The sequence below is a fragment of the Kitasatospora sp. NEAU-CNBT7 genome (genome assembly GCF_057220535.1).
On the sequence record NZ_JBXQQB010000006.1, the window covers coordinates 337532 to 357012 of the forward strand.

The window sequence follows — 19481 nt, forward strand, 5'->3', positions numbered from 1 at the left end:
AGATACCGGTCAGAACTGCCCGGTCAGCGCATTCGACACAGGCAGGTGGACACGCGGCACAGGTCTACCGCCCGCCGCTTCGTGAGATCCGCCTGTCGCTTCATGTCGACGATGCTAGGGACCTCCCGGGCCCGCTGTCATCAGCGTGTCGAATGCTGAGATCAGAATGACCGCATCATGGGATTACGCCCTGAACCGCCGCCGCCCCGCCCGGCCGGACCGTCCCCCCGGCCGCCCGGACGCCCGTACGGCACCGCTCCGCGGGCCGGCGCTGGACAGCGCGTCTCGCGGAGCGGGACGGCGGGTGGCCGCCGGGAGACCCGGGACGGGAGGTGCGGAACGGGACGGCGGCCGGCCGAGCGGGCGGGCGGCCGATCAGGCGGTCAGCCGATCAGGCGGACGTCGGTGCCGCGGAAGTCCAGCAGCAGACCGTCCGGCTCCGGGGTCACCCCGGCCAGGCCCAGCCCGGCCGGCAGCCGGCTCAGGGTGAAGCTGCGCGGGGCCAGCAGGTCCTTCACTCGGCCGTTCAACGCCGCTGCCACACCGGTCAGTTGGAAACCGTCGGCGATCACCGTGTTGCCCTCGCTGTGCACCTTGCCCTCGCCGATCGAGAAGCCCGCCACCGAGGCCTTCACCTTGCCCGGTCCGCCGTACGACAGATCGAGGCGGTCCGCCCCCTGCACCAGCTTGGCCGCGTCCGGGTACGAGATCAGGCCGCTGCCGGTCGCACTGCGCACCGTGGCGCTGCGGTACGAGTCGCCGACCGAGACGCCGGAGAGCGAGGCCCGGAACGAGCGCACCGCCACCTGCTGCCGGCCGTCGCTGACCTGCACGTCGTCGGCGGCGAGCTTGACGCCGTCGAACTCCCCCGACAGCGCCTGGGTGAGGAAGGGGAACCCCTCGATCGTCACATCGGGCCGGCTGCTCAGCCGGCCGCTGCTCACCAGCCGGTCGGCGGCCTCGTCCTCGGCCACCCCGACCGCCGTCCGGTCCGCCCCGACCAGCAGGCCGGCCAGTACACCGAGTCCGATCGTCAGCTTCAGCCAGCCCCGCATCTCACTCCCCCGTGGGTCGTTGGCGCCGTCCGGCGCGGTACCGCATCCTCGCAGCCGTCCACCCGTCCGTCCGCAGATACGACGATCACCCCGGGTGCGGTGGTTCCTGGACCCGGCGCGGGCCGGTGGACCGGCCCGCCGGCCGGGCCGCTCAGCCGCCCGCGAAGGGCGGCAGCACCTCGACCGAGCCGCCCGCCCGCAGCGGCACCTCGGCGTGGTCCCGGGTGCCCACCGGGTCGCCGTCCACCAGGTACGAGCAGACGCCGAGCAGGCGCAGCAGCCCCGGCCGGTCCGCGTGCCGGGCCCGGGCCTGGTCCAGCGCCTCGGCGAGGGTGGCGGCCAGGTAGGGCTCCTCGGCGGTCCCGGCCTCGGCCTTGGCCGCGGCCCAGTAGCGGAGGGTGCCGCTCACTCGTACGGGTGAGCCGGGTGCGGTGCGTCCGGCGCCCTGCGCAGCGGTCCGGGCCTCGGTGGTCGCGGTCATGGCAACCCCTTCCAGTGGTCCTCGCCCGGTGCGGCGGCCGGCTCCTGTGCCGGGCCACCCACGCCAAAGGTGTACACGTACCGTGCGGCCGGTGCGGCTCCCATGATGACCCCACCCCCCGCCCCGGCGGCAACAGCCCAGGTCGCGACCGGTCGCCGCGGGGCGGCGCGGAGCCCGTCCGGCCGCGGCGCCTGGTGGCGCAGCTCACGCCCGCGGGCCCCCGGAACCGGGCGCCGCGGCGCGTTTCGGCCTCCCGCGCCGGGGTGTGGTCGGCTATTCTCGTGGCGTGAGGGATCCGGGCAGAGTCGCCCCCGGGTCCTTTTGTGCTTTCAGGACGCCAGTACGGACGTCCTTGCGAACGGCGCCCCACCCGCGCCGGTACGCGAGGACCGCCCCGCGGGGCGGCACAACGGAGTGCCGCCGGCCTGCCGGGGTGTCGCAATCGGCGCCGGGCCCCGCCCGGCGCGGGCACAGACCGGAAGGTTCGCGGATGGGCAGGGCAGCTGCGGAGCACCAGGGGTTGCGGGACCCCCGGCACACGCCCCGCACCGCCGTGCGCGCCGACGAATCCGCCGGATCTCGCCCTGCCGACGTTCCCCCACCCCGCTCAGCAGCTGCGCCGGACCGCCACGGCACCCGCCGCACTGCGACCGCGACGACCCGGAAAGGGGACTACCGGGTATGAGTTCTCTCCTCCTGCTCACCAACGCCCTCCAGCCGTCCGCCGAGGTACTCCCGGCCCTGGGCCTGCTGCTGCACAACGTCCGGGTGGCGCCGGCCGAGGGCTCCGCCCTGGTCGACACCCCCAGCGCCGACGTCATCCTGGTCGACGGCCGGCGCGACCTGCCGCAGATCCGCAGCCTGTGCCAGCTGCTGCGCTCGACCGGCATCGGCTGCCCGCTGATCCTGGTGGTCACCGAGGGCGGCCTGGCCGCCGTCACCGCCGAGTGGGGCATCGACGACGTCCTGCTGGACACCGCCGGCCCGGCCGAGGTCGAGGCGCGGCTGCGGCTCGCCACCGGCCGCCTCCAGGTGGTCTCCGACGACAGCCCGATGGAGATCCGCAACGGCGACCTGTCGGTCGACGAGGCCACCTATTCGGCGAAGCTCAAGGGCCGGGTGCTGGACCTCACCTTCAAGGAGTTCGAGCTGCTGAAGTACCTCGCCCAGCACCCCGGCCGGGTCTTCACCCGGGCGCAGCTGCTGCAGGAGGTCTGGGGCTACGACTACTTCGGCGGCACCCGCACGGTGGACGTCCACGTCCGGCGGCTGCGGGCCAAGCTGGGGGTCGAGCACGAGCAGCTGATCGGCACCGTGCGCAACGTCGGCTACCGCTTCGTGGTGCCGGACAAGGCGGACAAGGGCGAGCGCCCCGGGAGCGAGCTCCCGCACGCCCCCGCCGCCCAGCAGGCCTGAGCGGCCGGCCGACGGGGACGGACCCCGTCGGCCGCCCGGGATGTCCGGATCTGTACCGATCGCGGTCGGCCGGTCACGAAGCGCCGTGACGCAACTCATGGCGTCGCCGCGCGACCCGCGTAGACTCCCTGCGTGGCCAAGGTGACGCGCGACGATGTAGCCCGACTGGCTGGGACCTCGACCGCGGTCGTCAGCTACGTGATCAACAACGGTCCGCGCCCGGTCGCGCCCGCGACCAGGGAGAAGGTCCTGGCTGCCATCGAGCAGCTCGGGTACCGGCCCAACAGCGTGGCCCAGGCGATGGCCTCCCGGCGGACCAACCTGATCGGCATGGTGGTGCCGGACGCCCGGCAGCCGTTCTTCGCCGAGATGGCACACGCCGTGGAACGGGCCGCCTCCGAACGCGGCAAGCTGGTCCTGATCGGCAACTCCGACTACGTCGACGACCGCGAGGTCCACTACGTCCGCGCCTTCCTCGGGATGCGGGTGTCCGGCCTGATCCTGGTCAGCCAGGGTCCCTCGCAGCGGGCCGCGGAGGAGTTCGCCGCGATGGAGGGCGCGAAGGTGGTGCTGCTGCACCGCCGGCCGGAGGCGATCGACGACGTCGCGGTGGTCACCGACGACGTGGGCGGCGCCGAGGCGGCCGTCCGCCACCTGCTGGAGGACCACGGGCACCCGTACGTGGTCTGCTTCGGCGGACCGGTGGAGTCCCCCGCACCCGGCGACCCCGTGATCGACCACGTCGAGGGCTGGCAGCGCGCCATGGAGGCGCACGAGCTCGAGGTCGAGCCGAACCTGGTCGACGCGCCGTTCCACCGCTACGGCGCGTACGAGGTCGCGGTGAAGCTGCTGCGCTCCCCGGGCCGTCCGACGGCGATCTTCTGCTCCACCGACGACCAGGCGATCGGCGTGCTGCGGGCGGCCCGCGAGGTCGGCCTGCGGGTGCCCGAGGACCTGGCCGTGGCCGGGTTCGACGATATCCCGGAGGCCGCGCTCGCCGACCCGCCGCTGACCACCGTGGCCTCGGACCGGGACGCCATGGCACGGGCCGCCGTGGACCTCGTCCTCGACGACTCGCTGATGGTGCCGGGCTCCGGCACCGAGCGGGTCCGCAAGTTCCAGTCCCGGCTGGTGATCCGCCGTTCCTGCGGCTGCGGGGCCCCCGACCAGCGGTGATGCCCGCAGCCGGGCCGGCGCGCCGAAAACGCCGCTGACCTGGCTTTATGAGAACCGAACAGGCTTCTCGGGAGCCTCTGACCGCACTCTCACCGGATTCTCATGCTCCGGGCGGACGTTGTGTCCATGAACGAGCAGCAGCGCAGCAACCCCGAGCAGCACCACGACGGCCCGTCCGCCCCCCGGACCGGCCACCACGGGTACGGCCAGGACCCGTTCCGCCAGGACGCGCCCGGGCACGACGCGTACCAGGGCCAGGGCTGGGCGCCGCCGCAGCCGGCCGAGCCGCCCACCGCGCACGTGCTCGAGGGCACGGTGCTGCGGGACGACGGACCCGGCGGGCACGACGGGCAACAGCCCTGGGGCGGCGCGGCGCAGCCGCTGCCCGCCGCGGCCGGGGCCGGCGCCCCGGGCGGCACCACCGGCGGCGCCCACCGCGGCGGCCGGGCCCGGCGCGGCCTGCTGAAGAGCCGCCTGGCGCTGGTGGCCGCCGTCGCCACCGTCGCCGCCCTGATCGGCGGAGTGACCGGCGGTGTGCTCGCCGAGGCCCACGGGGACGGCGCGAGCGCCGCCTCCACCCTGGTCAGCCCGGTCTCGGCGAAGTCCGACGGCACCGCCAACGTCGCCGCCGTGGCCGCCGCCGTCTCGCCGAGCGTCGTCCAGATCACCGTGAACACCACCTCCGGCACCGCGACCGGCACCGGGGTCGTGCTCACCGCGGGCGGCCAGATCCTCACCAACTACCACGTGATCTCCGGTGCGGTCGACGAGAACGGCCGGATCACCGTCACCTTCAAGGACGGCAAGACCGCCACCGCCACCGTCACCGGGACCGACAAGTCGCTGGACGTCGCGGTGATCGACGCCGCCGGGGTCGGCGGCCTGACCCCCGCCGCGCTCGGCGACTCCACCGACGTCCAGGTCGGCGACTCGGTGGTCGCCATCGGCAACCCCGAGGGCCTGACCGGCACCGTCACCTCCGGCATCATCAGCGCCAAGGACCGCAAGGTCTCCGTCCAGGTCGACGAGGGCTCCACCCGGGGCAACGGCGGCTTCGGCTTCCCCAACCTGCCCGGAATGACCGGCAGCCGCTCCGGCTCCACCGGCGACACCGCCACCTACCAGGCCCTGCAGACCGACGCCGCGCTCAACCCCGGCAACTCCGGCGGCCCGCTGCTCAACGCCAACGGCCAGGTCATCGGCCTCAACTCGGCGATGTACTCCTCCGCCGGCGCCGGCTCCACCGCCGACTCCTCCGGCGCGGGCAGCGTCGGCCTCGGCTTCGCCATCCCGATCAACGACATCAAGCAGGTCCTCCCGCAGCTGCAGGCCGGCCAGAACCTGTAGCCGCCGACCGCCCCGGCTCCACCCCGGGACAGCCTCCACCGCAGGACAATGGCCACACCGTACGGACTCAGAAAGGGCCCGAGCCGATGATTCCCCCCGCCGACGACCGCACCCCTGCCGAGGCCGCGGGCCCCACCGCCCGCGTCCTGGTGGTCGACGACGAGCCCGCCCTGCGGGACGCCCTGGAGAGCAGCCTCGCCTTCGAGGGCTACGAGGTGGCCACCGCCACCGACGGTTTCGAAGCCCTGGAGGCGGTCGAGCGCCAGCGGCCCGACCTGGTCCTGCTGGACATCATGATGCCGAGGATGGACGGGCTGACCACCGTCCGCCGGATGCGCTCGCGCGGCGACGCCGTCCCGGTGCTGATGCTCACCGCCCGCGACGCCGTCGGCGACCGGGTCACCGGCCTCGACGTCGGCGCCGACGACTACCTGGCCAAGCCGTTCGAACTGGACGAGCTGCTCGCCCGGGTCCGGGCCCTGCTCCGGCGCAGCGCGCTGGCCAGCGAGGCCGCGGCCCGGGCCTCGGTGGAGAGCGACGCGAGCGAGGTGCTCGCCTTCGCCGACCTGCGGATGAACCTGGCCACCCGCGAGGTCACCCGGGAGGGCCGCCCGATCGAGCTGACCCGCACCGAGTTCATGCTGCTGGAGATGTTCCTGTCGCACCCGCGCCAGGTGCTGACCCGCGAGCAGATCCTCAAGGCGGTCTGGGGCTTCGACTTCGAGCCGTCCTCCAACTCGCTCGACGTGTACGTGATGTACCTGCGCCGCAAGACCGAGCAGGGCGGCATGCCCCGGGTCATCCAGACCGTGCGCGGGGTCGGCTACGCCCTGCGCAGCGCCACCGGCGCGGCGGCGTGAGCGACGCCGTCCCGCCGAAGCCCGCCCACCCGCCGAGGTTCCCGGGCCGGCTCACCCGCTGGTACCGCAGCCGCTCACTGCGCAGCCGGCTCGCGATGCTGACCGCGGCGGCGGTCGCGGTGGCCATCGCACTGTCGGCGCTGGCCTGCTGGTTCCTGGTCAGGGACCGGCTGTACGAGCAGGTCCACAACAGCCTGGCGGAGGCGCCGACCGATCCCTTCTTCAACAGCCCTCCCCGTCAGGACAGCCCCTACTGCGCGTCGACCCCGGCGGCCGCGCTGGCCCTGGCCAAGACCGGCACGGACCGGCACCGGCCGCTGAAGTGGGACATCGAGCTGGTCGCGGCGGACGGCTCCGCGTGCTTCCCCGAGGGCGCCACTCGCGCGCTCCAGACGGACCCGGCCGACCTCACCACCCTGACGTCCGGCAGTCCCCGGTACCGGGACGGGCACTACGCCGACGGCACGGCCGCCAAGGTGCTGGTCTTCCCCGTCAACGTGCTCCAGCCCGGCCAGCCGCCCAGGCCCTACGTGGCCATGGTGGCGCTCCCGGTGAAGTCGGTGCAGGACTCGCTGAACAACCTCGCGCTGATCCTGATCGGCGTGGTCGGCGTCGGCACGGTCGGCGCCGGCTTCATCGGCCGGCTGGTCGCCCGGTCCGCGTTGAAGCCGGTGGACGACCTGACCGGGGTGGTCGAGCACATCGCCCGTACCGAGGAGGTCGGCACCACCATCCCGGTGCACGGCAGCGACGAGATCGCCCGGCTGGCCACCTCGTTCAACTCCATGTCCACCGCGCTCGCCAACTCCCGCGACCGCCAGACCCGCCTGATCGCCGACGCGGGCCACGAACTGCGCACCCCCCTCACCTCCCTGCGCACCAACGTCGACCTGCTGATCCGCAGCGACGAGACCGGCCGGGCGCTGCCGCCCGCCACCCGGGCCAAGATGCTGGGCAACATGAAGGCGCAGATGCAGGAGCTGACGCTGCTGATCGGCGACCTGCTCCAGCTCTCCCGCCCGGACACCCCGAAGCCCGGGCAGAACGTGACCGTGCTCGCGCTGCACGAGATCGCCGAGCGGGCCGTGGAGCGGGCCCGGCTGCGCGGGCCGGGCCTGGCCTTCGAGCTGGCCATCGAGCCCTGGTACGTGCACGGTGACGGGCCCGCGCTGGAGCGGGCGGTGATCAACCTGCTGGACAACGCCGTGAAGTACAGCCCGCCGGGCGGCTCCGTGGACGTCGCGCTGCGGGCCGGGAAGCTGACGGTCCGCGACCACGGGCCGGGCATCGAGCCGGAGGAACTGCCGTACGTCTTCGACCGCTTCTGGCGTTCGCCGTCCTCCCGGCAGCTGCCGGGTTCGGGGCTGGGGCTGTCGATCGTGGCGCAGGCCGTCCGGGACAGCGGCGGCGAGGTCTCGCTCGGCCCGGCCGCGGACGGCGGTCCGGGGGCACAGGCGACCATCCGCCTGCCGGGTCAGCCCGACCGGCCGGAGTAGAGCGGCGGGGCAGACCGGCCGGGGCAGAGTGGCCGGACCGGATCCCGGATCAGAGTCCGGAGACGCGCGAGGGCGGGACACCCGAGGGTGCCCCGCCCTGTGTGCGGCACGAGCGTCAGTCGTTGTCCGTGCCGGTGCCGATGATCTTGATCCGGTCCTGCGCCGGGACCTTCAGCGGGGCGTCGGCCTTGCTGTTGGCGCCCAGGTAGGCGGCGAACAGGTCGAGGTCCGAGACGCCGACCAGCTTGTCGGTACCGGCCGCGAAGGCCGGGAAGCCGTCGCCGCCGCCGGCCAGGAACTCGTTGGCCGCGACGCGGTACGAGGCGGCCGGGTCGATCGCGGCGCCGTTCAGCTTGACCGTGTCGACCAGGACGCGGGCGGCGCCGGTCTTGGTCATGTCCAGCGTGTAGGTGAAGCCCGCCGAGTTCTGCAGGATCTTCGGCGCGGCCTCGTTGACGCCGCTGACCTGCTGCTGGAGCAGCTGGACGAGCTGGGCCCCGGTCAGCGTCTTGACCTGCATCATGTTGGTGAACGGCTGGACGGTGAACGCCTCGCCGTAGGTCACCACGCCGTCGCCCTCGCTGCCGGAGGCCTTGTAGACCAGGTCGGAGCGGATACCGCCGGGGTTCATGAAGGCGATCTGCGCGCCGCCCTTGTCCTTGGGGGCGAGCCCGGCCAGCTGCGCGTCGGCGATCACGTCACCGAGCGGCTTCTCCAGGTCGGCCGAGCCGCGGCCGTTGATGTCCGCGCCGATCCAGCCGAGCGGGCGGTTGGCGATCGGGGCGGCCAGCTTGTTGTAGTAGTCGATCAGCTTGGTCATGTCCGCGGCCTTGGGCACGTCGCGGCGGACGATGTGGTTGGCGGCGGTGACCGACGGGCGCACGATCGCGCCGGAGCGCTTGTCGAGCTTGAGGTCGATCTCGGTGTAGAGCCGGCCGAAGGAGGCGGCGCTGGTGAGCGAGCGCGGCACGCCGTTGGGGTCCGGGATGCTGCACGCGTACGCGTTGTGGGTGTGGCCGGTGACGATGGCGTCGACGGCCGGGTCGATCTTCTTGGCGATGTCCACGATCGGGCCGGAGACACCGGCGCCGCCCGCGCCGCAGTCGAAGTCGTAGACCGGGCTGGCCGGGTAGCCGCCCTCGTGGATCAGCGCCACGATCGAGTTGACGCCCTTGCGCTTGAGCTCGGCGGCGTACTTGTTGATCGTGGTGACCTCGTTGCCGAACTTCAGGCCCTTGACGCCCTCGGCGGTCACGATGTTGGGCGTGCCCTCGAGCGTCACCCCGATGAAGCCGACCTTGACGCCGTTCACGCTGGTCACCCAGTACGGGTCCAGGATCGGCTTGTTGGTCTTCTCGTTGGTGACGTTGGCGGCCAGGTACTCGAAGTCGGCGCCCTTGAACTTGCGGCCCTTGACGTAGCAGCCGTCGGTCGGGTGGCAGCCGCCGTTCTGGAGCCGCAGCAGCTCCTTGGAGCCCTCGTCGAACTCGTGGTTGCCCACGCTGGTGACGTCGAGGCCGAGCTTGTTCATCGCCTCGATGGTCGGCTCGTCGTGGAACAGGCCCGACATCAGCGGGCTGGCGCCGACGATGTCACCGGCCGCCACGGTCAGCGAGTTCGAGTGCCCCTTGCGGGCCTCGCGCAGCGCCGTGGCCAGGTACTCGATGCCGCCGGCGGGGGTGGAGACGACCTGCTTGGTGACCGGGTCGATCTCCTTCACGGTGCCCGAGGAGCCCGCCGGGGGCTCCAGGTTGCCGTGGAAGTCGTTGATGGCCAGCAGCTGGAGGTCGACGACCTTCGGCTGGTGGTGACCGTGGCCGTAGCCGTGCGCCTCGGCCACACCGGGCACGAGGACGGAGCCGAAGAGGCCGGCGGCTGCGGCGGCGGCGTAGGCCGCCTTGCGGTATCGACCGGTGAGACCGGTGCTGGGCATGAGGGATCCCCTGGACCGTCGGGGCCCCGGTGTGGGCCGGGGCCGGGCTGGCAGGTGCCGATTGACCAGTGAAGCCTAGGGTCAACGCGCGTAGCTGTCAGGACCCTGTAAGTAACAAGAGGGTTTCCTGCGAACGGCATGAAGACGAGCAACCGGCACCATCCCGACGGGGACTGACACGCCGTCCGACTCCGTCCGCCCCGCCCGGCACCTGACGCACCATCCGCCGCCCGATCCGCCGCCTTCCGTCCCGGACGCCGGGGCTCCGGCCCGGGTCAGCGCCGGGGCTCGGCCGCCAGGTGCTGCTCGGCGCGCTCGCGCTCGGCGACCGCGTCCTCGGTCATCGCCCGGTCGGTGTACACCAGCGGGCGCTCGGCCTCGGTGATGATGTGCTTGACCACCTGCACGTTGCCGTTGACGTCCCACACCGCGATGCCCGGCGACAGGGTCGGAATGATCTCCACCGCCCAGCGCGGCAGACCCAGCACCCGGCCGGTGGCCCTGGCCTCCTCGGCCTTCTGCATGTAGATGGTCCGTGTCGAGGCCATCTTCAGGATCGCCGAGGCCTCCTTGGCCGCCGCCCCGTCCACCACGTCCGACAGGTGGTGCACCACCGCGACGAAGGACAGGCCCAGCCGGCGCCCGAACTTCAGCAGCCGCTGGAACAGCTGCGCCACGAACGGGCTGTTGATGATGTGCCAGGCCTCCTCCACCAGGAAGATCCGCTTCACCCGGTCCGGCCGCAGCCAGGTGTGCTCCAGCCAGACCCCGACGATCGCCATCAGGATCGGCATCGCGATCGAGTTTCGATCGATGTGCGAGAGGTCGAAGACGATCAGCGGCGCGTCCAGGTCGATGCCGTCCGTGGTCGGCCCGTCGAACATGCCCCGCAGGTCACCGTCGACCAGCCGGTCCAGCACCAGCGCCACGTCCAGACCCCAGGACTGCACGTCGTCGACCGCGACCCCGAGCGACTCCACCGAGGACAGTTCGGGGCTGCGCAGGGTGTCGATGATGTCGGTCAGCACCGGCTGGCGGTGCGTCACCGAGGCGATCACGTGCGCGTGCGCGGCCTTCAGCGCGAAGCCCGCCCGCTCGTCCAGCCCGTGCCCCATCGCCACCTCGATGATGGTGCGCAGCAGCGACAGCTGGCCGGTGGTGGTGATCGACGGGTCCAGCGGGTTGAGCCGCACCCCGCCGTCCCGGGCGGACATCGGGTCGAGCCGGATGGACTTTATGCCCAGCGCGTTGGCGATCAGGTTCCACTCGCCGACCCCGTCCTCGCCCTGCGCGTCCAGCACCACCACCTGTCGGTCCCGGAACCGCAGCTGGCGCAGCACGTACGTCTTCTCCAGCGCGGACTTGCCGTTGCCGGACTCGCCGAGCACCAGCCAGTGCGGCGCGGGCAGCTGCTGGCCGTACAGCTGGAACGGGTCGTAGACGTACCCCTTGCCGCTGTACACCTCGCGGCCGATGATCACGCCGGAGTCGCCGAGCCCCGGCGCGGCGGTCGGCAGGTAGACCGCCTGGGCCTGGCCGGTCGAGGTGCGGACGGGCAGCCGGGTGGTCTCCACCTTGCCGAACATCAGGCTGGTGAAGGCCTCGGTGAGGTTGCCGATCGCCATGACGGTGCCTCCTGCGGGGTCAGCGGCGGATGCCGGTGGCGAACGGGAGGGTGTTGACGAAGGCCCGGTGGTGCTCCCGGTCGCACCACTCCAGCTTCAGGTAGCTCTTGCCCGCCGACGCCCGGATGGTCCGCTTGTCGCGGGCCAGCGCCTCGGGGCTGCGGGCCGACACCGTCAGGTAGCCGACCAGGTTGACGCCCGCCGCGCCGGAGGCCAGGTCGTCACCGCGCTGGTCGACCCGGCCGGTGTGGGCCAGGTCGCGCGGGTCGACGGTGCGGTTCATCTTGGCGGCGCGGTTGGCCTCGGCCTCGTCGTTGGTCTTCTCGGTCAGCATCCGCTCGATCGCCACATCGGTCGGCTCCAGGTCCATGGTGACCGCCACGGTGCGGATCACATCCGGGGTGTGCACCAGCAGCGGGGCGAGGAAGTTGACGCCGACCGGGGTCAGCGGCCACTCCTTGATCCAGGCGGTGGCGTGGCACCACGGCTCCCGGGTCACCGACTCCCGGGTCTTGGCCTGCAGCAGCTGCGGGTGGGTGGCGTCCAGCTCGGCCGGCCAGGCGTTGCGCCGGCTCATCGCCTGCAGGTGGTCGATCGGGTGGTCCGGGTCGTACATGGAGTGCACCAGCGAGGCCAGCCGGGCCTGGCCGAGCGGCTGCCGGACCCGGATGTCCGCCTCCGCCAGCCGGGCGCAGATGTCGGTCAGCTCACGGGCCATCACGGCGGCCAGCCCGTCGTCGTCCTTGGTCCGCCGGCCGGTCGCGTCCCGGCCCATCGCGTGCGCCTCCGCGGCCAGGTCCCGGGTGTAGTGCATGCAGGCCACCAGGTACGCCCGGTGCTGCTCGGACGAGGTCGAGACCATCGACTGCAGCTGGTCGTACGACTCCTTCAGCCAGCGCGGGGCCTCCTGCGCACCGCGCCGCTCCACGTCCTTGGCGTGCGCGTCCGGGTCGGCGGGCAGCGTCCGGGCCAGGATCTGCAGCCGGGTGACGAAGCCGTCCCCGTTGGCCACGTGCTTGAGCAGCGTGCCGAACCGGTCGACCAGCGCCTCCTGGTCCTCCGAGTCGCGCAGGCCGACGCCCGGCCCCTCGATCTCGATCGCCGCGGTCACCGTCCGGCGCTCCAGGTGCATCAGCACCGCGACCTCGTCCGGTCCGAACGGGGCGCTCAGCCAGCGCAGCCGGCCCACCCCGGGCGGCGGGCCGACCTCGATCTCCCGGCCGTCCAGCCGGGTCCCCGCGTCGATCACGTCCGACTTCCAGACCGCCCGGCCGCTACGCAGGGTCCGCCGGTAGCTGCGGTTGATCTCCGCCCACTTGTAGAAGGTGCGGCGCCGGTACGGCACGTAGACCGCCATGATGGCGAGCAGCGGGAAGCCCACCAGGCCCGCGATCCGCAGCGGCAGGACCGGCATCAGCAGGCCCCACATCATGCCGATGAAGGCCCCGAAGATCACCAGCACGATCTCGCCGGTCTCCCGGTTGCGCCCGATCGGCGCGTTGGGCCGGGCCTTGCCGATCAGATACGTGCGGCGCTGGTGGACGTACGGCTGGGCGTACTGGGCTCCGTACTGGCCGAGCGGTTCGCTGCTCACCGACCCGTCACCCTCCCTTCGCTGCGTTGCTGTCACGGTTCATGGGCGGGGACTGCGGCGGGGGCGCGGCGGCCGCCGGGGTGCGGCCGGCGTGCGCGGCGATGCCGGGCGCGACCGAGCCGCCGCCGGCGCCGGAGGAGGCGTTCGCGGTCTGCGGGCCGCCCCGGGAGCCGTGCGTGGAGATGCCCTGCTTCACCAGGTTGGCCGGGCCGCTGATCATCGCCGAGCCGGCCGAGACGGCACCGGCCCGGGCGTTGCGCAGCTGGAGCATCTCGTCGCCGAGGCCCGGGACGAAACGGTAGACGGCGGCGCTGGCGAAGATCGACAGGAACAGGATGGCCAGCCCGGACAGCACCCGGGCGAAGTCGTCGTCCGCCCCGGCGCCGGTGGCGACCGCGCCGGCCAGCCCCAGGATGATCACGATGATCGGCTTCGCCAGGTCGACCGCCAGCATCAGCCCGGCCCAGCGGCGGACGTGCTTCCACAGCTGCTTGTCCACCAGCCCGGCGTACACCGCGGTGCCCAGCAGCGCGCCGACGTACAGCATCGCGGCGCGGATCAGCAGCTCGATCCAGAGCACCGCGGCGGCCAGCACGGCCACCAGCGAGACGATGATCAGGATGAGCGGGCCGCCGCCCATCGTGCCCTTCTCCAGAGTGTCGGCGAAGCCGCCCAGGTAGGTCCCGGTGTCCGACTTGGTACCGGCCGCGATCGCGGCGGTCAGCCCGTCGGTCACGCTGACCAGGGTGAACAGGATCAGCGGGGTGAAGGCCGAGGCCACCACCGTCAGCCACAGGAAACCGATCGCCTCGGCGAAGGCCTGGCCGAGCGGCGCGCCGCGGACCGCCCGCTTGGTGACGGCCAGCAGCCACAGCACCAGCGTGATGATGGTCGACCCGGCGAAGACCACGGCGTACTGCTGCAGGAAGGCGGCGTTGGTGAAGTCGACCTGGGTGGTGCCGTCGATCGCGCCGGACAGCTTCCGTACCACCCACGCGGCAGCCTGGGCGCAGCCCTTGGCGAGCGACCCGAGCGGGTCGGTGACGCTCGCCACGCTGCCGCTGCCCGGGACCACCGTCGCGCCGGCGGGGGCGCACAGCTGGTCCGCGCCCAGCACCGTGGCCTCCTGCCCGGCGCACTTGGAGCCGGACGGGCTGGGGGCCGGGGTGGGATCGGCGAAGACCCGCTGGGCCGTGACCAGCGCGGCGAGCTGGATCAGCGCCATCGCGCCGCCGAGGGTGGCCGCGCGGGGAAGGAAGCGAGGGGGACCGTCAGCGGGCATAGCGGAAGCCTCCGAACTGCTGGACGGCGTTGGTGATGGCCTCTGCGGTGGCCGCCTGCTGGTCACCCGGCACCGGGGCCGGGCCGGAGGCGCGGGAGAAGTCGGTGACCTTCCAGTCGCTGCCGGTCCAGCGCATGGTGACGGTGAGTGTGTACCAGTCCTGGGAGACCGGCTTGGTGGAACTGTCCCCGGCCAGTCCGTACAGCCCCGTGCACCAGACCTCCACCTTGGTCGCGGTGTCCGCGGAGTTGGTGGTCCTGGTGCCGACCGGGACGCTGCGGCTGACGAAGGTCAGGCCCTTGGGGGCCTTGCCCTGGGCGTCCAGGCCGAAGCCGGCCACGGTCTCCGGGCCGAAGGCCTTGTCGAGCCGCTCCTGGAGCTGCGGGGTGACGCTGGGGTCGGTGACGGTGGCGACCAGCGCGTGCCGGCTGTCGGCCCGGAACATCTCGGCGCCGCCCAGCGCCACCGCGTAGTTGGCGGCGGCCGACTGCGCGCCCTGATCGGTGTGCGGGAAGCCGCTGGCGACCCCGCCCGAGGTGGTGGTGACCGGTTCCCGGCCGGTCGCCGCGGTGTTGGCGGGGGCGGGCCCGCCCTTGCCGTCGGAGTCCGCGCCGGCGCCGTCGGCCGAGGTCTGGGAGCGGCCCGTCCCGGGGTCGGGCTTGCCGCGGTTGGCGACCGAGATCGCGAGGACCAGGAGGGTGACCACCACCAGGACGGCCAGCAGGGTCCGCAGCGGGCGCGGCTGACGGCCGTTCATCTGGTGGGAGGACTGTTCGGCGACCGGTAGCCGCGTGCGGGTGTGCGGCTGGTCGTCGGACAACGGCACGGCGGCCCTCCTGGTGCGGGGAGCCCTGGTGGGGCTCCGGTGGTGAAATACGACAGCCCCAGCAGACGCGGCAGGCCGCTCCGCCGGGACGACTATCTGACTGTCAGATGGCCATGCCGTAGACAATGGTGAACAGGGTGCCGAGCGATCCGATGATGAACACGCCGGTCAGCCCGGCGATGATCAGCCCCTTGCCCTGTTCGGCGCTGAAGGTGTCCCTCATCGCGGTGGCGCCGATCCGCTGCTTGGCCGCCCCCCAGACCGCCAGGCCCAGGCAGGCCAGGATGGCCACGGCCATGATGACCTCCACCATCACCCGGGCCTCCGAGCCCAGGCTGGAGAACGGCCCCCAGTCCGGCGCGATCCCGCCGATGATGGTGTCGATATTGGCTTTCTTCGGCGGATCCTCCGCCAGGTACCCGATCACCTTGCTGTCCACGCTGCTCAGGTTCATTTCCATCTCACCGCCCGATCAGGCAAATTCAAGGCCCCGAACCAGGGTCGAGCGAAGGGGCCGGTCCTATTCTTGGCCAGATCTGATGTCGACTTGGCTACTTCTCGCGGATTGGTCGTGCGGGATGGGACACGTACGACAGGATGTCCACCGTACGAAGGATACGGCTCACTGTATGTGTTCGCGATGATTGCGCTGAGCAACGCCTTCCTGGACACTGCTGACTGACGCTTCGTCGGGATGGTGCTGATGGTACTCCGCAAGGCACGCGCCGCCGCTGCCGCTGCGGCAGTTGTGACGCTCGGATTCGTCGGCCTGGTCACCGTGGGCACGTTCGCCGCGAGCGGCACGCCCCAGCAGGCCGGGAACAACCTCGCGCTCTCCAGCGGCACGGTGCCCGCGGCCTACCAGCCGCTGATCCAGAAATGGGGCACCCTCTGCCCCGAGATCTCCCCCCCGATGCTGGCCGCCCAGCTCTACCAGGAGAGCGGTTTCGACCCGGGCGCCCGCAGTCCCGCCAAGGCCTACGGGATGGCCCAGTTCCTGGAAGGCACCTGGGCGACCTACGGGACGGACGGGAACGGCGACGGCAGGCGGGACATCTGGGACGCCTCCGACGCCATCGCCTCCGCCGCCACTTACGACTGCGCCCTCGCCAAGGACGTCTCCAAGGTCCCGGGTGACCGCCAGGCCAATATGCTCGCCGCCTACAACGCGGGCCCGTACGCGGTGATAAACGCCGGCGGCATCCCCGCGTACAAGGAGACGCAGGGCTACGTCCGCAGCATCCAGGCACTGGCCCGCAGCTTCACCGCACCCACCACCGGGAGCGCGGTCGGGCTCTCCCGGCAGGCGGCCGGCGCGATCTACTTCGCCCAGACCAAGCTCGGCACCCCGTACCTGTGGGGCGGCGAGGGACTGCCCTCGCAGAACGGCCGGTTCGACTGCTCCGGCCTCACCCAGTCCGCGTTCGAGAGCGTGGGCATCAAGCTGCCCCGGGTCGCCAACGACCAGTGGTACGCCGGCGAGCACCCCTCCCGGGACCAACTGCGGCCGGGCGACCTGGTCTTCTTCGCCAACGACCTGACCGACCCGCGCTCCATCCACCACGTCGGCATCTACGTCGGCGGCGGCTACATGATCGACGCACCGCACACCGGCGCGCTGGTCCGCTACGACACCATCGACCAGCGGGACTACATCGGCGCCACCCGGGTCACCCCGGACGGCGCGGAGGCGCTCCCGGTCCGCGGCGCCGACGGCAGCATCACCGGCGGCGGCGGCCCGAGCGGCGGCAACCAGTCCACCGGCGGCGCGAGCCCGGCCCCGGCCACCGCCGCGAGCCCGATCGCGAATGCGAATGCGAACGCCAAGGCCGGCACCGGCCCGGCCGGCCCGGCCGCATCGGCACCTCCCGCCTCTCCCGCCGCAAAAGCCACCCCCGCAGCACCCGCCACACCTGGCGCATCCACCGCACCCGTCACACCCGCCACCGGTCAACCACCGGCAAAGGTCTGACCCGCCGAAACCTCTCCGTGTGCGCGTCAAGTGGACGGTGAGTCAAGTTTCCATAACAGCGCCGGTGCCCGGAAACCTGGACACCGCCTCCGGCGTTCTTGCACGGTGGGCCGGACGTGGCCCACCGTGACGAGAGAGGGAGGTGTGGCGTGTCGACGCTGCTCGCCGACACGGTCGATCCCGATCTCGACCTGCTGCGCGTCGTCAACGGCCTGGCGGTCGCCTCGCCGGACTGGCTGACAAAAGTGGTCTCCTGGGTCGGCGAGTACGGCATCCTGCTCGGCCTCGCGGCCGTCCTGCTGACCGCCTGGCTGCAGGCCCGCCGGGGGCCCCGCGCGCCGGTCGCCGTGGCCGGGCTGCTCTGGGCGCCGCTCTCGGTCGCCCTCGCCGAGCTGGCCAACCTCCCCATCTCGGCGATCGTCGACCGGCCGCGCCCGTTCGTCGACCACCCCGAACTGGACGTCCTGGTCGAAGGCAAGGAGGGCACGCTGTCCTTCGTCAGCGACCACTCGGCGATGTCCATGGGCATCGCGGTGGCGCTGATGCTGGTCAACCGCCGGCTCGGCCTGGTGGCGGGGGTGCTGGCCCTGCTGCAGGGCTTCTGCCGGATGTACATGGGCGTCCACTACCCGACCGATGTGATCGGCGGCTACGCGCTGGCCACCGCCGTGGTGCTGCTGCTGGCGCCGATCGCGATGGCCGTGCTGGTCCCGCTCTGCCATGCGGTGGCCCGGACGGCCGCCGCGCCGCTGATCGTCGCCGGTCCCCGGCCCGAGCGCCCCTCGCGCGGCCGCTCCGCCCGTGGCCGCCGCCGGTCGGCGTCCGGTCGGTCCCGGTCGGCCGCCGCCACCCGGGAGAGCGCGGCGGACCACACCCCCGAACGCGACCTGGCGGCCTGAGACCCCATCTGCACCCGAGGCACCCGAGGTGCCGGAGGTGCCGGAGGCACGAGGCCTGCCACGGCGTCAGCCCTGCTGCCCCGCCGGGCGCTCGCCCAGGTGCTCGCTCAGGTGATCCCCCAGGTGCTCGCTCAGGTGCTCGGCGGCGTCGCGTCTGGCCCGGTCCCGGGAGCGCCGGGCGGGGGCGAACCAGCCGCAGCTGCAGCTCGCGAAGGCGAAGGACCCGCGCTCATCGACCGAGACCCGGTGCTCGGCGGCCGGTACCGGCTCGGACGGGTCACGTCCCGGCTCGGACGGCCCGGGCACCCGGCCGGACGGTCCGGGCTCCCGCTCGGACGGCTCGGGTGGCGCTCCGGACGGGGCCGGCAGCTCGCTGTACACGTGCCTCACGGTAACCCGATCCGCACCCGGCGCGCGACGACTTGCGCGCGCCCCCTTTGGCGTAACCCCTGAGCCGTCGGCTCGTTTGCCGGTGAAGAGCTCTGCCCACCCGGGGTGGTGGCTTGCCGGGCACCGTCGCCCGAGGGGGTTGTGTCGAGAGTGAAGAAGCCGATCAAGAGCCGCCGCCGGTCCGTGCCGCCCGTCCGGTCCGCCGCCGCGGTCGCGGTGCTGGCCGCCGCACTGGCCGCCTGCGGCGGTGCCACGCACCCGCAGGGCAGCTCAGCGGACCAGCTGTCCGCCGATCCGCTGACCGCCGTGCGCAGCGCCGCCGACATCACCGGCCGCACGGGCTCCGTCCGCGTGACCACCGAGCTGGTCACCGAGTCCGCGGACAAGAAGGCCGTCTTCACCGGCGTCGGCGGGTACGACTACGTGAAGCGGATCGGCCGGATGGAGATCACCGTCCCGCCCGGGGCCGCGACCACCGGCACGATCGTCGAGGTGGTCCTGCCGGGCACGGTCTACCTGCAGAACAGCGGCGCCAAGATCCCGGCCGGCAAGTTCGTCAAGCTGGACGTCCGCCAGCTGCCCGACGGGAACCTGGTCAGCAGCGGCGCCACCGATCCGGCCGTGGCCGCCGGCGCGCTGCGCGGTGTCCAGCGGGCCGACCTGGTCGGCACCGAGACGGTGGACGGCGTGGAGCTCCAGCACTACAAGGGCACCCTCGACCTCGCCAAGGCCGCGGACGCCACCGGCGGGCGCGGTGCGGACTCGCTGCGGATGGGCGCCCAGACGTTCACCGTCAAGGAGGTCCCGTACGAGGCCTGGCTGGACGCGCAGGGCAGGCTGCACAAGGTGGTGGAGACCTTCGACTTCACCGGGGTGGCCGGGTCGAAGGCGGCGAAGGACCAGGTCAAGGTGGTCTCGACGGTCTCGCTCGGGGAGTTCGGCAAGCCCGTCGAGGCGGCCGAGCCCGCCGCGGGCGACATCTACGCGATGCAGGGGTCCGAGTCGCCGTCCGCGAAGTAGTCCGCGGTGCCGCACCCGTCCCGTCGGCGTCCCACCCGTTTCGGCGGCAGAGATGACCCGTCCGTGCCATGTGGGCGGGCGCCGAGCTGCCTACGCTGGACAGCCGGGG

Annotated in this window: 18 protein-coding genes; 8 read left to right on the forward strand and 10 right to left on the reverse strand. The window is 72.7% G+C overall.

Annotation, left to right across the window (positions count from 1 at the left end; genetic code table 11):
• Positions 1–23: 23 nt before the first annotated feature.
• The 3 genes from AC2TEW_RS11550 to AC2TEW_RS11560 form a co-directional block, all read right to left on the reverse strand.
• Entirely contained in the window at positions 24–104 is an 81-nt protein-coding gene (locus tag AC2TEW_RS11550) for a putative leader peptide (RefSeq protein WP_350637490.1), read from the reverse strand.
• 279 nt (positions 105–383) lie between these two features.
• Positions 384–1055, reverse strand: coding sequence for an LmeA family phospholipid-binding protein (locus tag AC2TEW_RS11555; RefSeq protein ID WP_484623276.1), 672 nt, complete (start codon positions 1053–1055; stop codon positions 384–386).
• A 151-nt stretch (positions 1056–1206) separates the two neighbouring features.
• The gene (locus AC2TEW_RS11560) at positions 1207–1536 is read right to left on the reverse strand and encodes a MoaD/ThiS family protein (protein ID WP_484623277.1); all 330 of its coding nucleotides are present in this window, start codon (positions 1534–1536) and stop codon (positions 1207–1209) included.
• Positions 1537–2217: 681 nt separating this feature from the next.
• Here AC2TEW_RS11560 and AC2TEW_RS11565 point away from each other — a divergent pair.
• The 5 genes from AC2TEW_RS11565 to AC2TEW_RS11585 all read left to right on the forward strand — a co-directional run bounded on the left by AC2TEW_RS11565 (position 2218) and on the right by AC2TEW_RS11585 (position 7831).
• Entirely contained in the window at positions 2218–2952 is a 735-nt protein-coding gene (locus tag AC2TEW_RS11565) for a response regulator transcription factor (protein WP_033821776.1), read from the forward strand.
• A 132-nt stretch (positions 2953–3084) separates the two neighbouring features.
• Positions 3085–4128: a LacI family DNA-binding transcriptional regulator gene (locus tag AC2TEW_RS11570; RefSeq protein WP_033821777.1), complete on the forward strand. Its 1044-nt coding sequence runs from the start codon at positions 3085–3087 to the stop codon at positions 4126–4128.
• 126 nt (positions 4129–4254) lie between these two features.
• Positions 4255–5475, forward strand: coding sequence for a S1C family serine protease (locus AC2TEW_RS11575; RefSeq protein ID WP_484623278.1), 1221 nt, complete (start codon positions 4255–4257; stop codon positions 5473–5475).
• Between the two features lie 86 nt (positions 5476–5561).
• Positions 5562–6335, forward strand: coding sequence for a response regulator transcription factor (locus AC2TEW_RS11580; RefSeq protein ID WP_484623279.1), 774 nt, complete (start codon positions 5562–5564; stop codon positions 6333–6335).
• A complete protein-coding gene (locus AC2TEW_RS11585; RefSeq protein WP_484623280.1) occupies positions 6332–7831 on the forward strand; it encodes a sensor histidine kinase in 1500 nt (499 codons plus the stop codon). Before AC2TEW_RS11580 ends, AC2TEW_RS11585 begins: the two co-directional genes overlap by 4 nt.
• Positions 7832–7946: 115 nt before the next feature.
• Here the strand turns inward: AC2TEW_RS11585 and AC2TEW_RS11590 are convergent, their stop codons facing one another.
• The 6 genes from AC2TEW_RS11590 to AC2TEW_RS11615 form a co-directional block, all read right to left on the reverse strand.
• On the reverse strand, positions 7947–9764 hold the full coding sequence (locus AC2TEW_RS11590) for a bifunctional metallophosphatase/5'-nucleotidase (protein ID WP_484623281.1): 1818 nt from the start codon (positions 9762–9764) through the stop codon (positions 7947–7949).
• Between the two features lie 275 nt (positions 9765–10039).
• A complete protein-coding gene (locus AC2TEW_RS11595) occupies positions 10040–11389 on the reverse strand; it encodes an ATP-binding protein (protein ID WP_484623282.1) in 1350 nt (449 codons plus the stop codon).
• Positions 11390–11408: 19 nt separating this feature from the next.
• Positions 11409–12983 (reverse strand): SCO6880 family protein, encoded by a 1575-nt coding sequence (locus AC2TEW_RS11600; protein WP_484623283.1) that lies wholly within the window; start codon positions 12981–12983, stop codon positions 11409–11411.
• A gap of 7 nt (positions 12984–12990) precedes the next feature.
• The gene (locus tag AC2TEW_RS11605; protein ID WP_484623284.1) at positions 12991–14265 is read right to left on the reverse strand and encodes a hypothetical protein; all 1275 of its coding nucleotides are present in this window, start codon (positions 14263–14265) and stop codon (positions 12991–12993) included.
• Positions 14255–15091 (reverse strand): hypothetical protein, encoded by an 837-nt coding sequence (locus AC2TEW_RS11610; RefSeq protein ID WP_484623285.1) that lies wholly within the window; start codon positions 15089–15091, stop codon positions 14255–14257. Before AC2TEW_RS11610 ends, AC2TEW_RS11605 begins: the two co-directional genes overlap by 11 nt.
• A gap of 103 nt (positions 15092–15194) precedes the next feature.
• Positions 15195–15545, reverse strand: a complete 351-nt coding sequence (locus tag AC2TEW_RS11615; RefSeq protein WP_051812970.1) for a DUF8827 family protein — start codon at positions 15543–15545, stop codon at positions 15195–15197.
• Positions 15546–15785: 240 nt separating this feature from the next.
• On the opposite strand from AC2TEW_RS11615, the gene AC2TEW_RS11620 reads away from it, so the two are divergent.
• Together AC2TEW_RS11620 and AC2TEW_RS11625 are read left to right on the forward strand one after the other, a co-directional pair.
• Positions 15786–17063, forward strand: coding sequence for a C40 family peptidase (locus tag AC2TEW_RS11620; RefSeq protein WP_484623286.1), 1278 nt, complete (start codon positions 15786–15788; stop codon positions 17061–17063).
• Positions 17064–17212: 149 nt separating this feature from the next.
• Complete coding sequence (locus AC2TEW_RS11625; RefSeq protein ID WP_484623287.1) at positions 17213–17962, forward strand: phosphatase PAP2 family protein; 750 nt, start codon at positions 17213–17215, stop codon at positions 17960–17962.
• 66 nt (positions 17963–18028) lie between these two features.
• Here the strand turns inward: AC2TEW_RS11625 and AC2TEW_RS11630 are convergent, their stop codons facing one another.
• Entirely contained in the window at positions 18029–18343 is a 315-nt protein-coding gene (locus AC2TEW_RS11630) for a hypothetical protein (RefSeq protein ID WP_484623288.1), read from the reverse strand.
• Between the two features lie 159 nt (positions 18344–18502).
• Between AC2TEW_RS11630 and AC2TEW_RS11635 the strand changes: the two genes are divergently transcribed.
• Positions 18503–19372 (forward strand): SCO4651 family lipoprotein, encoded by an 870-nt coding sequence (locus tag AC2TEW_RS11635; protein ID WP_484623289.1) that lies wholly within the window; start codon positions 18503–18505, stop codon positions 19370–19372.
• The last annotated feature ends 109 nt before the right edge of the window (positions 19373–19481 follow it).